This window comes from Dokdonia donghaensis DSW-1, from assembly GCF_001653755.1.
Classification (GTDB): Bacteria; Bacteroidota; Bacteroidia; order Flavobacteriales; family Flavobacteriaceae; genus Dokdonia; species Dokdonia donghaensis.
In genome coordinates this window covers 2,903,815-2,918,077 of sequence record NZ_CP015125.1, presented here as the reverse complement: position 1 = coordinate 2,918,077, position 14,263 = coordinate 2,903,815, and the positions used below count along the sequence as shown (strand labels likewise).

Genomic DNA, 14,263 nt, shown 5'->3' with positions numbered 1-14,263 from the left:
CTAGTTTATTAAACTCCCGAAGAAGATTGCGTTAAGAAAGAGTTTATTGGTACCATACCAGCTTCCTCTAAAGTTAGGATTATCTGCAAAAAGGACCACACGACCTCTACCTTGCGGAGAAACGATAAGTGAGGCACTCTTTTTCATAAAGTCATTTAAGTTTTTATCAGATATAAATCCGTCTATATGAGGGGTGTCTGTGTATTGTGCAACGGTATTATACTCACTATTTGAAGGTTGTAACCACACGTTATTGTTCTTATAAACAGGTAGTGTATTATATCTGTAGCCAAAAGCGAGTGGGTGTGTTAAGTCCAGATCTACCTGAAAAATGGCTCCGCCTAGACGCTCCTTACCACGGTTAGGACCTTTGTTTACATAAGGTTTGCGCTCTTCGGTCTTTGTGGAGTCTTCTTTCTTATCTTTTGTAAGTTTACCCGTAGCAATTTTTGATTTTATAGCCCAGCTACTCGCAGTTCCAGAAGTAATAAGAGTATTACCTTGAGCAATCCAAGCTTTCAGGTTATTTTGCTGCCTATCTGATATGGCGTTGTAGTTACCAGATACCATCACTAGCGTGTTGTACTTATTTAAATCTACACGGTTAAAGTTGCTCATCATCACTTTTGTGATAGGCATATGCACACGTGTGTCAAGCAAGTGCCATACCTCTCCAGCCTCATAAGAGCTAGTACCATTACCTATAACCATAAGTGCCTTAGGAGCGTCTATTTTTTGAAAGTTTCGGCTTCCTAAATCAATTCCTTTTATGCTAAAGCCAGTATTTGCTGCATAAATAGGTACTTGATATTTTTGTTGTGCGGCTGCTAGTATGTCATATACTTCATCTTCGGTCTCATCTTGACGACTTACTGGTAGCATAAGTGTACCATAATTAAAATCCCTTTTACCGCTTGTAGTATTTGCTGTAAACGGTTTAAAAGCGGTGGCAAGCACGAGTCCTTCTTTTTGTAGGTGGTTAAGTAGTGCTGGTGCATTATAATCATCATAATCGATAAGGTAGGCATAGCTTGTTTTTGTAAGTGGCGCTACGCGTACTAAATTATCTGTTGTGGTGATCTCTTTTCCTAAACTTGGTGTGCTGTTCAAACCTTTGTAACGCATATTGTAAAAGTTACCTACAGACCACGCGCTGGCATCATAGTATACACTATCACGGTAGGTACTATAAGTTTCAAAAAACGATTGAACCATTCTTTTTTGAGCTTGGTTAATAGGTACTACATAACGACCATCACCTTTATCATATAGTTTAATACGGTGCTTTAAGAGTTTATCTATAAAAGCCTTTGTTCTATTTGCATCATAAGGATCACCAAACTCGTATGCGGCTGCTTGATCTGTTTTTGCTTTCTTAAAGGCGCTTTTAAAGAACTCTTGTTGATACTCTCGTAGTCTTGCTTTGTTCTCTACAGCGGCCTTTACGGTAGCCATTCCAGATGTAAACTGGTTTCTTATTGTAAATGGAAAACTAATGGTGCCAAAATCTGTGTCTTGTAAATGACCACGGCTACTTGCTTGCTCAAAAAGTAAGGCGAGCGCTCCTTGTAAATCTGGATATGAAGATCCGTAGCCTGGGTAGGTGCCGTCAAAGGCTTCTTTTGTAAAATAGAAACTCCCTATCTCATCTAACGCACTAGAGAAGTATGGCGCAAAAAGGTTATTGAGCTCCTCATAATTTTCCTTAGGCATAATAGGGTCTTTACTTCCTATAGGTAACATAGGCTCAAAGAAGTGTGTACTATTTGTACCCATCTCGTGAAAATCTGTAACCACATTAGGATACCAGTCGTGATACCAGTCTAGTTTACCACGGCTCTCTGGGTTAATAGCGAGTAACCAGTCTCTGTTGAGGTCAAACCAGTAGTGATTTGTCCTTCCGCGTGGCCACATTTCTGTATGCTCAGCGTCTATATTATCAGATACAAGTGGTGAGCCTTTATAACTATTTGCCCACTGTGTGTGGCGATCGCGACCATCTGGGTTTATGGTAGGGTCTAAAAAGATAACACTGTTTTTACGGTAGTTTACAATATCTGGATGTTGTGATGCTACTAGTGTGTATGCAGTAAGCAATGCCGCCTCAGAACTTGATGGTTCATTACCGTGCACATTATACCCTAGTTGTATAAAAACGGGTACTTCATTATAATTAGTCACATTTTGCTTTGTGTCTACAAAGGCGAGATGTTGTTTTTTAATGGCTGGCAAGTTTGCAAGGTTTTCTGCAGTAGATATGGTGAGCATCACCAGCTTTCGGCTTTCGTGTGACTTGCCGTATTGTGCTATGGTAGCCTGGTTTGATACCTCTGCTAGTTCTTGCAAGTACGCTACAATCTGGTCGTGGCGGGTATGTTGCTCGCCTATATCGTACCCCAGAAACTCTGCAGGTGACGGGATGGCGGAGTCAAAAGGAGCATACTTGCCTGTAAAATAATCTTGTGCGTGTAGTTGCGGTGATAACGCTTTCGCGAAAGCGAAAAAAACCACAGTCAGTAATAGAATCTTGTGTTTCATTTGGATTGATTTGTACCACTAAAAATACGGAAATAATTATTGTACAATCATCTTAAAAGAATGTTCAGAATGTGCTACCTTTATTTTGTGCACGGTTTTTGATACCTGCAATATTCATTATTATACTGTATGCGCAATTTTTATTTTTTACTCCTTATTACATCTATCACTTTTGGGCAATCTGCTATTACACCTGGTATGGTGCATCCCAAGGTGAAGCAAGACCCCACTTCTGACAAAACGTATGCGATATACCTACCTAGAGATTATGATGCACAGAGTAAATATCCTGTAGTATTTGTATTTGATGAGAAAGGAAGGGGAGATCTCATTACGCAACAGTTTTCTATAGGTGCCGCGCTCACTAGTAGTATTGTTATAGGAGCAAATTATGAGCTAGATAGCACGATAAAGCCGGCACTAAAACAGATGGAGGATTTGATAAACCGCTCTTATGATGAGTATGCTATAGATCGTGACAGGATAATTCTTGCGGGTTTTTGGGATGCAAGTTTAGTTACGAGTACCAGCGCGCAGTTGTCTAATAGTACTTATGGTCTTATTGCGGTAGGAGATGCATTTTTAGACAAGAAGCTTCTTAGTAAAAACCCAAAACTTAAGGTGTCTATACTCTCACCAGATGAGGGTAAGCAGTTTTATAAGCTACGTGCTTATGGTACAGGGTATAGCTTAGATAAATTTATAAAGGGTTATCACGTGTATGATGGAGGCGACTTACCAGAATCTGGTTACCTGGCGACAGCGCTTACAGATATTCTAATAGATGAGGACTTAAAAGAAGAGCGCGTGCAGCAATTTTATGATACAGATATGGCCTTTGCAGATTTATTGTACAAAAAGCAAAAGCACGTTTATGCATATAACTTTGTGACAGCGCTTAAAGATAAGTACAAGAAGATTCTTGATATAGACAGCCAGAAAGAACTCGCAAAGGAAATACGTTTTAATAAAGCTTTTCGCGCTAAGCGTGATAGAAGCACTGTAATTACCTACGGTGAAGGTCTACTAGCAGAAGATTTTAAGTATTACCTAGCAGAAGACACGCAAAAGGCGTTTTTTGATAACCTAGGCTGGTGGAGTTACCAGATGGATGAGCTAGATGTAAAAATAGATAGTACTGCAAGTAGTAAACAAGAGCGTAAGGCGGCTATACGTCTTAAAGGATTTGTACAAAACAGTGTAGAGCAGCAATATGAGATTGTAAAGGCACAAAATAGCACCCCAGAAAAATTACTTTTTGTAAATATATTACGCACACTGGTAAACCCGTCTAACCAAGATGCTTTTATACAAGTTATAGGACTTAGTGCTCGCGAAGGAGATATTAATGCTTCTCTTTTTTATCTAGAAGAATTATTAAAATCTGGATATACAAATTATGAAAATCTATATGCCATCCCTTACACAACAGCTTTACGCATAGGCCCTGAGTGGAATGAAATAATAAAAGATTACCTAGGTAAGTCTAAGTATTACTAATGCTTTGAGCTTTTTTTATAGCAGTTTTTATAGCCACTATATTATCTGTCACCACAAAGAACTCTGAGTTTTTATTTTTAGTTTTAATGTGAAGAGCCCCACCCACACGTGTATTAAACAGCGTGCCGTGAGGTGTAAATCTATAGCCTATTCCCCAGAGCAATGTTGTCTTTATTATTTGAGCGGTCTCAAGATTTAGTTGGTTTATAGGGAGTTTTCTCTTTACCAGACCCACTCCAAAACTCAAAATCGCATTCCTTTCTGTGATAATTATATCTAGCTTATAAAACAATATAATTATTACAATAAATAATAGGGACGTCGCTATGTAAACAGAACTTCCGCTAGATGCTTCCGTACTAAAAAATGCAGATACACCCACGAGTCAAGTAGTTATTATAATAATGAGCGAGCGAAAGTATTGTGTCTCTTTATATCGGATGTTTTTCATAACTTTTCTTGTAATGATATGATGCAAATTAATGTAATATGTTACAGATAATCTTTTTGCGAATATATTTTTACTTCATAATCAGAAGGTTAGCGTCGTGATTGTCATATATTCAGTTTGGCGCGATTATTGGCTGTTCATTACTATGTTGACAACTATGTAGTAGAAGCTCAACATCACTCTTAACTATTATTACATTTATAGTAAGAGTAATTTTTAAAATGTCGCCTATGGATTTTAGCCAAGAAGGAAATAGTGTATCGCTCACTCGTTTTGAGTCTATGTTAAAGACTAATGATGTTCTTTTTTTTGACGCAGAAGAGTTTGAGAATATTGCAAATTACTATATCGAGAGTGGTAAAATTGCGCTTGCGCGAAAAGCTGTAAAGCTTGGTCTAGAGCAGCATCCCACATCATCAAATCTTAGACTTTTTAAAGCAGAGCTTTTCATCTTTGAAAATAAATTTGAAAAAGCCGAACAAATACTAACAGAGCTACACGAGCTAGAACCACATAATGAAGAAGTTTTTATCCAGAAGGCAAATATTTATAGCAAGCAGGATGATCACAAAAAGGCGATTTACTTACTAGAGCAGGCTATAGATCTTACTAATGATCCTGCAGATGTTTATAACCTCATAGGGATGGAATATCTTTTTATAGAAGATTTTCAGAATGCCAAGGTTAATTTTATGAAATGCCTAGAGGTAGATGATCAAGATTATAGTGCGCTTTATAATGTAATTTATTGTTTTGATTTTTTGGAGCAACATACAGAAGCTATAGATTACCTCAATATGTTTTTAAACAATAATCCTTATTGTGAAGTAGCGTGGCATCAAGTGGGTAAACAATATTTTGGACTTAAGGAGTATGAAAAAGCGCTTTCTGCCTATGATTTTGCCATCATAAGTGATGACCGTTTTGTAGGCGCATACCTTGAGAAAGGGAAAGTGCTAGAAAAATTAGGGCGTTATAATGAAGCTCTAGAAAATTACCAGATTACACTAGAGCTTGAAGATCCTACGTCTTTTGCATTACTTCGTATGGGTAAGTGCTATGATAAACTAGGTAGTGATGAGCTTGCTTTAAAGCATTTTGAGCGCTGTGTGCACGAAGATCCTTTACTAGATAATGGGTGGATTGCCATTACAGATTTTTATAAAAAACGTCTCAACTTTCAGAAGGCACTGTACTATATAAACAAAGCGATTAATATAGATAGCGATAACGTACTTTACTGGAAGCGTTATGCAAAAATTAATCACAGACTTAAGTTTTATGAAGAGGCAGAAGAAGGGTATCGCCGTACGCTAGAACTAGGTAATTATGAACTTGAAACTTGGTTAAACAGAGCAGATATACTTTTACAACTAGGTGAGCATAATGCAGCAGTTATTAATTTAACGCAGGCTATGGAGTTTTATCCAGAAAATGCAGAGGTAGCTTTTAGACTGGCAGGTCTTAACTATGCGCAAGGAAGTGATATCCAAGGGCGCTATTTTTTAAAAAATGGTCTAAAACTAGATGCCGAATTTTCTATAATTATAGATGAACTTTTTCCTTACGTGGCTGCAAAGAAAGAAGTTCGAGAATTAATTGAGAAACACTCAAACTTGTAACTTTTAAAATTTTGTTTAAAAATAGGTATGTAAAGTGAAAGCTAGTATTTTAGCTAAGACTTTAAAATAACCCTATGCCAAAAACTTCACTCGCTTACGTATTTGTTATCTTAAAAGGAATGGCGATGGGAGCAGCAGATGTGGTTCCTGGGGTATCTGGTGGTACCATTGCTTTTATATCTGGTATCTATCAAGAGCTTATAGAAACAATAGATAAACTTGACTTTGGTATTTTTAAAGTTTGGAAAAAAGAAGGGATAAAAGCTGCAATAGCGCAGTACAATCTAAAGTTTTTAGGTAGTTTATTTTTAGGAGTAGCCATAAGTATACTCTCACTCGCTAGAGTTATATCTTACCTATTAGAATCATACCCTATAGTAGTATGGTCTTTTTTCTTTGGTCTTGTACTTGCTAGTATTCTGTATATAGGAAAACAAATTACAAAATGGGATATAGCTACAATTGTTGCTCTCATAGCAGGTGTTGCAGTTGCATATTTTATCACAATAGCCGTACCTACAGAAGCGCCTAACGCGTGGTGGTTTTACTTTGTCTCTGGTTGTATTGCTATTATTGCAATGATTTTACCTGGAGTTTCAGGTTCTTTTATACTTGTCTTACTAGGTTCTTACGGGATGGTGCTAGGCACAATTACAGATGCTCAAGACGCATTACTTACTCGAGACTGGTCACTCCTTAGAAGTGCTATCTGGAAAATCATACTCTTTGCTTTAGGGTGTATTGTGGGACTTAAACTTTTTTCAAAAATTCTTAAATGGATGTTTGAGCACAAAAAACAAATCACACTTGCCGTACTTACCGGTTTTATGATAGGATCACTTAACAAAATATGGCCTTGGAAAGAAGTCTTATCTACACGTATAGATAGGCACGGAGATGAGGTTGCGGTTGAGGCAAAGAGTATTCTCCCATCGAGCTTTGATGGAGATCCACAGGTGCTATATGCCGTTATATTTGCTATTGTTGGATTTGCATTAATCTTATTGCTGGAAAAAGCAGCAGGTAAAAAGAAAGTATATGCAGACTGAGACTAGATCGCTTTCTGATAAGCTCTGGCTCGTTCTTAAAGGTCTTGCTATGGGTGCTGCAAATAAAGTTCCGGGAGTATCTGGAGGTGTTGTAGCCTATGTTGCAGGATTTTATGAAGAGTTTATATACTCGCTCCAAAAGGTAAATGGAAAAGCTTTACGACTACTTTTTGGAGGCCGGTTTCGTAGTTTTTGGCAATACATAAATGGACGATTTTTAGGACTGCTTATTTTAGGAATGCTCATAAGTTATTTTAGTGTTTCACTATTACTAGATCTCGCTATAAGAAATTATCCTTTGCTTGTGTGGAGTGCCTTTTTTGGTATGATAATAGGCTCTATATACTATATAGGTAAAGATTTTGAAGAGTGGACTAATCGCAATATTGTAATGCTTATTTCTGGGGTTGTTTTTGGTGTAGCTATAAGTCTTATGGAGCCCGCACAAGAAAATGATAATCTTCTCTTTGTCTTTATTTGTGGTATTATAGGTGTTTCTGGGATGACATTACCAGGACTCTCTGGTTCCTTTATACTTATCTTATTAGGTAATTATGTACTACTGCTTGTAGATTCTGTAAACGCATTATTTGTAACGATTACAAAAACATTTTCTGGAGACTTTTCTTTTATAGATGACCCTATGCATATGCGACTCCTTACAGTGCTTGCTGTTTTTGCCTTAGGCTCACTTACAGGGCTAGTGACGATATCGCACTTCTTAACTTTTTTATTAAAAAAGTTTAAATGGGCTACTAACGCTGCCATACTTGGGTTCATAATAGGTTCGCTAGGTGTTGTATGGCCGTGGAAAACAGAAGTCTTTGAGCGCGATCTATCGGGAGAGATTGCACTAGATATAAACGGAACCCCAATTTTAGATAATTACGATCGTTATTTACCCACAGCTTTTAATATAGAAAATGTGCTTGCTATATTTTTTATACTCGCTGGTATCTTTATGATTGTTGCACTAGGTAAATATGGAGAGAGAACAAGACAAGGTAAATAAATACGGCCTTTTTGGTAAGGATATAGGATATTCATTTTCTAGAGGATACTTTGAGGAAAAGTTTGATAGGCTTCAAATTAATGCACAATATGTAAATTTTGATGTGCCAGATGCAAAGACTTTACAAGAGGTACTCCTAGTGCGATCTGCAATAGGCTACAATGTCACTATTCCCTACAAGCAGGATATTATTCCATTTTTAAATAGGCTTGACACACACGCTGCTGCTATAGGTGCTGTAAATACGGTAAAGACAGAAGATGATGGCACACTTACGGGTTATAATACAGATTATATAGGTTTTAGAGATTCATTATTAGAGCGTTTTGGTGAGAGTCATTTTTGTGATTTTGACGAGACAGTTCTTTCGGTATCTTCTTATAAATGTTTGATTTTAGGAACGGGAGGTGCCTCAAAGGCTGTTCATTATGCAATGCAACAGCTGGGGGTAGACTGCACTTTTGTTTCGCGTAAGCGTTCTAATAACTCATTACAATATGAAGATCTTAATGAGCAAATTATTAAAGACCACACTTTTATAGTCAATACAACACCTGTAGGAACTTTTCCAGAGGTTGAGATGGCGCCAGCGATACCGTATCAATACATAGGTGATGCTCATATAGCTTTTGACCTTATTTATAATCCAGAGCAATCTACTTTTCTTAAAAAAGCATTGCAACAGGGTGCTCAAATTATTAACGGATTTAGAATGTTAGAATTACAAGCAGAGGCCTCTTGGAGCATCTGGAATAGCTAGCACTAGATTATTGCCCTATGTGCGCACTAAATAGTATATTTACTTCTTATAAAATAGAACCCTAACATTGAAAGATATGTCTGAAGAGAAGAAACCTCAAGACTCAAAAGTAGAAGAACATCTAGAAGAAACAGCGCCAGCAACAGATCGCACTATGAATGATGAAATAGAAGCACTGGCTGCAGAAGCAAATGCGACAGAACTTCCAGATGACGCTGAGGTAGCATCTGAGATTGATGCAGAAGAAGTTGCTTCCCCAGATCAAGCTGCTGCAACACCAGAAACTACAGAAGTAACTCCGGCTGCTCCAGTGGTAAAAGAAATTCCTAAAAAAGACTATACAACTCTTACAAAAGAAGAGCTTATAGAGGAGTTACAATCGCTTATTAAAAGTGAGAAAGTAACCGCTATAAAAGAACACGTAGAGGAGATAAGTACCGTTATAAATGCTCAGTTTGATAAAGAGCAAGAAGAGGCTAAGGCTGCTTTTCTAGAAGAAGGTGGTAACATTATAGATTTTAGATACTTCTCGCCACTTAAAAAGGCATATAACGAGGTGTATTATGAGTATAGAAACAAACGCCAAGAGTTTTATGAGCGCAAGCGTAAAGATCAAAATGCAAACCTCGCAGAGCGACAATCTCTTATTGACGAAGTAAAAGCATTGCGCAATGAGCTAGGTGGGGCTGAGAGTGTAAACACGACATTTAATAAATTTAAAGAAATACAAGAGCGCTGGAATAATGCGGGTAACATACCGAGAGATCGTTATAACCTTGTGTGGAATGACTACTATTTTCACGTAGATGCGTTTTATGAACTGCTGCACCTTAACCGTGACTTTAGAGATAAACACTTTAAAGAAAACCTAGATAAAAAACTACTTCTTATAGAAAGAGCAGAGGAGCTAGGAGCAGAGCCTAATATTAATAAGGCTTTTAAAGAGCTACAACTCCTACACCGTATGTGGAAGGAGGAAATAGGTCCTGTAGCACGTGAGCACAGTGACGCTATCTGGGATAAATTTAGCGCTGCTACAAAGAAGATACACGATGCTCGTGATGAAAAGCAAAAGGAGATAGAGCTCGTATGGATAAAAAACCTTGAGACTAAAAATGATATCATAGCGCAAATAAATGAAGTAGCACAAGATGATATTAAATCTCACAAGAGCGTACAAGACAAGATTAAAAAAGTAGAAGCACTACGTGAGCAATTCTTTAAAGCAGGTAAAGTCCCAAAAGAAAATAATGAAGACACTTGGGCATCTTTTAAAGCAGCTACAAAACTTTTTAACCAGAAAAAGAATGGCTTCTATAAATCTCAAAAACAAGAGCAGTACGATAACCTTGCAAAAAAGCAGGAGCTTGTAAAAATAGCCGAAGAGCACAAAGACAGCGATGACATAAAAGGAACGCTAGATGTGATGAAGCGCATACAGGCAGACTGGAAAAAGGTAGGTCACGTACCACGTAAAGATAGTGACAAGGTATGGAAGCAGTTTAAAGATGCTTGTAATCACTTTTTTGACCGTCTTAAAGATTCTAAAAAGAAAGCAAGTGCTGGCGAGCAAGAAAACTTTGATAAAAAACAAGCCTTAATGAATACTGTTAAGGAAACAAAGATGACAGGCGAGCGCACCGCAGATCTTGCGACTATTAAAGAATTTATAGACCAGTGGAAGGGTATAGGTCGTGTTCCTTACTCAAAAAAGAATATAGATCAAGACTTTAATAAAGTACTAGACGGCCTCTTTAAACAGCTTGATATAGATAAGAAAGAAGCAGAGCTCATTAAGTATGAAAATCGTGTACAAATTATGGCAGGCGGCGCAGATGACCGCGCTATAGAAAAGGAACGTTTCTTTATTAGAAAGAAAATAGATGAGACTAAAGCAGAGATTAACCAGCTTGAGAACAATCTAGGTTTCTTCCAGCACGTGGCAGATGATAACCCTATGGTAGTAGAGGTGCATAAAAACATTGCACGTCATAAAGAAGAACTCAATGTATGGACTTCAAAACTACGTAAGATTAAAACCTTAGTAGCTCAAAATCAAAAAGCCGAAGAGGCTGCTGCTGCTGCTCAAGAAGCAGCAGAAAATGCTCAAAATGAGACTTCTGAAGAGAATTCTGAAGCATAATTGTAACAATTGTGCTCGTGCCTCGTCTTTATAGTATCAATCAATAAAAACAGATATTATGAGAACGCAAGCAAAAACAACAACAGCACGAGATCCTAGACAGGGAAGAAACACCATTTTGGGGGTATATGTAATCCTCTCAACATTTTTCATCTCTGCCTACACACTGGTACAGTACTTCTCAATGTAGAGCTAAATCAGACAAACTAAAAAAACACAGCCTTCATCAAGCTGTGTTTTTTTTTACGCTTTCGCGAAAGCGTAACACTTCTTAGTATAATAAAACACAAAATCCGTTTCTTAATAAGAAACGGATTTTGCTCTTTCATAGCAGATTTTTTCATCTGTCACACATATAAGGGCGAAAGACATAATATAAGTCGCTAAGAAAGAGAAGACCTTACAAAAATGTATATTTGAGTATAAAATAATTTTAAAAATGCGCAAACTCTTAGTATTACTCGTATTAATTACCGTCTCTGTAAGCTGTGATGGACAGAAGAAAAACAAAGCAACTACCGAGCAGGTGACTAATTATTACTTCATTCGTCACGCCGAAAAAGTGCTAAGTGATCCGTCTAACAGTAATCCAGATCTCACTCCAGAAGGAGAGGCGCGTGCAGAGCGCTGGAAAGATTTTTTTACAGATAAGGATATAGACGCTGTTTACTCTACAAACTATTTACGCACTATGCGCACGGCAGAGCCTACGGTAAAGGCAAATAGTCTAGCTATAAAAAAATATGATCCCAGAGCTTTAAATGACGAAGCTTTTACACTTGCGACTACGGGGCTTAATGTTGTGGTAGTAGGCCACAGTAATACAACACCAAACTTTGCAAATGCTGTATATGGTGAGCCAGACGCGTTTAAAGAAATAGACGAGTCTGAGTATTTTCATCTCTACCACGTGCAGCTTGTGGGAGAAGGTAACGGCCTGGTTAAGAAAAAAGAAGCACTAGTTATAGACTAGCAAGCAGGACAACTAGAGACCTCCACATCCTCTAGTTCAATAATGCTAAGTAAATCAAGATTATTGTTTTCATAAAGAGCATCTAGTGTTTGCAATGGTGGATACTGCTCTTCTGGCTTGTAATTGCGATAATCTACAAAGCGTATGCCGTTTATAATACGCTCATTGTAAGCCTCTCTAAAACGTGTCCCACCTTCTGAGGTTTGGTAATTATATGCAAGATAGTCTACCGTGTAGCGGTTTTTGTGTATCCAGTACATATACTCATCTTGAAAATCTTCACCACCACCTTCTTGGGCAAACGTAACCCTAATGCGGTAGTAAGGTTCTCCTTTTACAACGGTTTCATCTACAAGAGACTTGCGCACAGCTGGGTCATTAAGGCCATAAGGTAATACAGAAAAGTAGTGTACAGAATTTACACTATTTGCATAGCGATTTTTCATACTATCTGGAAGGGTTGTAGGTACGCTTTCGCGAAAGCGTACAAACTCTCCATTATTTTTTATAACATCCTGTTGTACTTGACAAGCAGCGTCTGTACAGCGTTCTAATGTTCTCAACCCGTCTTTTCTAGTAGCTCTGTAGTAATACTTTCTAAATTTAAAATGTATGCTAGAGTTTGCAATTACCTCACCACCAGACGCAGCGATGGCTTTATCTACAATCTCTTGTGCAGTAGGCGCTGGCGTTGTACAACTTGTAGCAAGTAATAGTAAAAAAGCGATATAAAATAATCTGTGCATAGTGCTAGTTATATGGAGTATATAGTCGAGAGGTGATAGATGTGCTTACATTTATATGAAAGGGATACAAAAATACAATCCATAATTTTAAAAGTGCTCAAGACGGGCTGTGCATTCGTATTTTTTAAGAGCGTAAATGAGTATTAATCGTGTAACATTGTATCTTTGTAAGAATGTCAAATACGGTAAACATAAAGAACAGAAAAGCTCGTTTTGAATACGAGATACTTGATAGGCTCGTTGCGGGTATTGTACTTGCAGGTACAGAGATTAAGGCTATAAGAGAGGGTAAAGCCTCTATAGCCGAGAGTTTTTGTGAGTTTAATGATCAAGGAGAGATGTTTGTAATTAATATGACCGTACAAGAGTACTCTCACGCTACTTACTTTAACCATAACCCTAAGAGTGAACGCAAATTACTTCTTAACAAGCGCGAACTTAAAAAATGGGAGCGTGAGGTCAATAAATCTGGTCTTACCATTGTACCCTTAAGACTTTTTACAAATGAGAAGGGTTTTGCAAAACTCGAGATTGCACTAGCTAAGGGTAAGAAAACGTACGACAAGCGCGAGACCATTAAGGATCGTGACAACAAGAAAAATCTTGATAGAATTAAAAAGGCTTTTAATAATTAACGACCACGGTTAAGAGTTTAACAATTTGTTGGGCAGCTCTTTATAAATTTCTAGCTTTTTTTGAGTTAGAAATCTTCTTATGGTCATTAGGCTTTTTATTCTCTTTTTATGCTGTGCTCAGGTATGCCTTGCCCAGTTCCCACTATCTACCCAAGGAGAGGTAAAAATAGGCGACTTTAGACTAGAAGGCGCACACGTAAATAATCTCAACTCGCAACAAAGTATTACTACAGATAGTGATGGTCGTTTTGTGATGGCTGTAAATAAAGGTGACGTATTACTTGTTACTCACTTAAGTGCCAGAGATCAATATGTTGTAATCTTTGAAGAGCTGGCATCACATCCATTTTTAAGTATAGTACTCAAAGAAAAAGAGAATACCCTAGATGAAGTAGTTTTAACGAGTAGTGAAAAAATCACCGTTCAAAGCGTGGGGATTATACAAGGAGAACGCCCCATACCCACTACAAATGAGCGCAGGCTACAAACAGCTGGTGATTTTAAACCAGTTCATCTACTAGGTCTTCTAGGTGGTAGTCTCCAGCTGGACCCTATTATAAATGCCATAAGCGGTCGTACCAAACGACTCAAAAAATATGTGGCTATAGATAAAGAAATAGCAGCATATGACCTTATGATGGAAAAATATGCACGGTTTTTGAGAGAACGTTTTGAGCTTACAGAAGATGAGCTTAAACAGTTTATAAATTACCTAGTAGATCTACCAGAGTTTCAAAGTAAAGCTCATCAAGAAAATGAGTTGCAGGTACAGCTTTGGCTCTGTGAGCAGTATCTTAGGCTTGTAAAAGAGTAAACATTTCATCAAATCAAAAA

The 14,263-nt window shown here is 37.6% G+C and carries 13 protein-coding genes; 10 read left to right on the top strand and 3 right to left on the bottom strand.

Features of this window, described 5'->3' with window-relative positions:
• Complete coding sequence (locus I597_RS12810) at positions 1–2,538, bottom strand: M14 family zinc carboxypeptidase (protein WP_035325107.1); 2,538 nt, start codon at positions 2,536–2,538, stop codon at positions 1–3.
• 129 nt (positions 2,539–2,667) lie between these two features.
• Here I597_RS12810 and I597_RS12805 point away from each other — a divergent pair, with 129 nt between their 5' ends.
• A complete protein-coding gene (locus tag I597_RS12805; protein ID WP_035325106.1) occupies positions 2,668–4,038 on the top strand; it encodes a hypothetical protein in 1,371 nt (456 codons plus the stop codon).
• Here the strand turns inward: I597_RS12805 and I597_RS12800 are convergent.
• Positions 4,025–4,285, bottom strand: coding sequence for a hypothetical protein (locus I597_RS12800; protein ID WP_152594942.1), 261 nt, complete (start codon positions 4,283–4,285; stop codon positions 4,025–4,027). The two genes, I597_RS12805 and I597_RS12800, sit on opposite strands and share 14 nt — an antisense overlap.
• A gap of 434 nt (positions 4,286–4,719) precedes the next feature.
• On the opposite strand from I597_RS12800, the gene I597_RS12795 reads away from it, so the two are divergent.
• From I597_RS12795 to I597_RS12770, 7 genes are all read left to right on the top strand, one after another.
• Positions 4,720–6,111 carry a tetratricopeptide repeat protein gene (locus I597_RS12795; protein WP_035325104.1) on the top strand — a complete coding sequence of 464 codons (1,392 nt, stop codon included), beginning with the start codon at positions 4,720–4,722 and terminating at the stop codon, positions 6,109–6,111.
• 74 nt (positions 6,112–6,185) lie between these two features.
• Complete coding sequence (locus I597_RS12790; RefSeq protein WP_035325103.1) at positions 6,186–7,160, top strand: DUF368 domain-containing protein; 975 nt, start codon at positions 6,186–6,188, stop codon at positions 7,158–7,160.
• Positions 7,150–8,172 (top strand): DUF368 domain-containing protein, encoded by a 1,023-nt coding sequence (locus I597_RS12785; RefSeq protein ID WP_035325102.1) that lies wholly within the window; start codon positions 7,150–7,152, stop codon positions 8,170–8,172. The genes I597_RS12790 and I597_RS12785 overlap by 11 nt, the downstream gene beginning before the upstream one ends.
• Positions 8,144–8,932: a shikimate dehydrogenase family protein gene (locus tag I597_RS12780; protein ID WP_035325101.1), complete on the top strand. Its 789-nt coding sequence runs from the start codon at positions 8,144–8,146 to the stop codon at positions 8,930–8,932. The genes I597_RS12785 and I597_RS12780 overlap by 29 nt, the downstream gene beginning before the upstream one ends.
• Before the next feature lie 76 nt (positions 8,933–9,008).
• Positions 9,009–11,075: a DUF349 domain-containing protein gene (locus I597_RS12775; RefSeq protein WP_081964971.1), complete on the top strand. Its 2,067-nt coding sequence runs from the start codon at positions 9,009–9,011 to the stop codon at positions 11,073–11,075.
• Positions 11,076–11,133: 58 nt separating this feature from the next.
• Positions 11,134–11,265: a hypothetical protein gene (locus tag I597_RS15115; RefSeq protein ID WP_257724723.1), complete on the top strand. Its 132-nt coding sequence runs from the start codon at positions 11,134–11,136 to the stop codon at positions 11,263–11,265.
• Positions 11,266–11,514: 249 nt separating this feature from the next.
• Positions 11,515–12,048 (top strand): SixA phosphatase family protein, encoded by a 534-nt coding sequence (locus I597_RS12770; protein ID WP_035325100.1) that lies wholly within the window; start codon positions 11,515–11,517, stop codon positions 12,046–12,048.
• Here I597_RS12770 and I597_RS12765 read toward each other — a convergent pair.
• Positions 12,045–12,794 carry a DUF6503 family protein gene (locus I597_RS12765; RefSeq protein WP_035325099.1) on the bottom strand — a complete coding sequence of 250 codons (750 nt, stop codon included), beginning with the start codon at positions 12,792–12,794 and terminating at the stop codon, positions 12,045–12,047. The two genes, I597_RS12770 and I597_RS12765, sit on opposite strands and share 4 nt — an antisense overlap.
• Positions 12,795–12,967: 173 nt before the next feature.
• Between I597_RS12765 and smpB the strand changes: the two genes are divergently transcribed.
• Both smpB and I597_RS12755 read left to right on the top strand, forming a co-directional pair.
• Entirely contained in the window at positions 12,968–13,429 is a 462-nt protein-coding gene (gene smpB / locus I597_RS12760; RefSeq protein WP_021778605.1) for an SsrA-binding protein SmpB, read from the top strand.
• Between the two features lie 79 nt (positions 13,430–13,508).
• Positions 13,509–14,243 (top strand): peptidase associated/transthyretin-like domain-containing protein, encoded by a 735-nt coding sequence (locus I597_RS12755; RefSeq protein ID WP_052111731.1) that lies wholly within the window; start codon positions 13,509–13,511, stop codon positions 14,241–14,243.
• The last annotated feature ends 20 nt before the right edge of the window (positions 14,244–14,263 follow it).

What these genes read in the sequence shown, in the direction of transcription:
- I597_RS12755 (WP_052111731.1), top strand. Translation starts at nt 13,509, where the DNA reads ATGGTCATTAGGCTTTTTATTCTCTTTTTATGCTGTGCTCAGGTATGC.
- I597_RS12785 (WP_035325102.1), top strand. Translation starts at nt 7,150, where the DNA reads ATGCAGACTGAGACTAGATCGCTTTCTGATAAGCTCTGGCTCGTTCTT.
- I597_RS12795 (WP_035325104.1), top strand. Translation starts at nt 4,720, where the DNA reads ATGGATTTTAGCCAAGAAGGAAATAGTGTATCGCTCACTCGTTTTGAG.
- I597_RS12780 (WP_035325101.1), top strand. Translation starts at nt 8,144, where the DNA reads ATGGAGAGAGAACAAGACAAGGTAAATAAATACGGCCTTTTTGGTAAG.
- I597_RS12790 (WP_035325103.1), top strand. Translation starts at nt 6,186, where the DNA reads ATGCCAAAAACTTCACTCGCTTACGTATTTGTTATCTTAAAAGGAATG.
- smpB (WP_021778605.1), top strand. Translation starts at nt 12,968, where the DNA reads ATGTCAAATACGGTAAACATAAAGAACAGAAAAGCTCGTTTTGAATAC.
- I597_RS15115 (WP_257724723.1), top strand. Translation starts at nt 11,134, where the DNA reads ATGAGAACGCAAGCAAAAACAACAACAGCACGAGATCCTAGACAGGGA.
- I597_RS12810 (WP_035325107.1), bottom strand. Translation starts at nt 2,538, where the DNA reads ATGAAACACAAGATTCTATTACTGACTGTGGTTTTTTTCGCTTTCGCG.
- I597_RS12765 (WP_035325099.1), bottom strand. Translation starts at nt 12,794, where the DNA reads ATGCACAGATTATTTTATATCGCTTTTTTACTATTACTTGCTACAAGT.
- I597_RS12775 (WP_081964971.1), top strand. Translation starts at nt 9,009, where the DNA reads ATGTCTGAAGAGAAGAAACCTCAAGACTCAAAAGTAGAAGAACATCTA.
- I597_RS12770 (WP_035325100.1), top strand. Translation starts at nt 11,515, where the DNA reads ATGCGCAAACTCTTAGTATTACTCGTATTAATTACCGTCTCTGTAAGC.
- I597_RS12805 (WP_035325106.1), top strand. Translation starts at nt 2,668, where the DNA reads ATGCGCAATTTTTATTTTTTACTCCTTATTACATCTATCACTTTTGGG.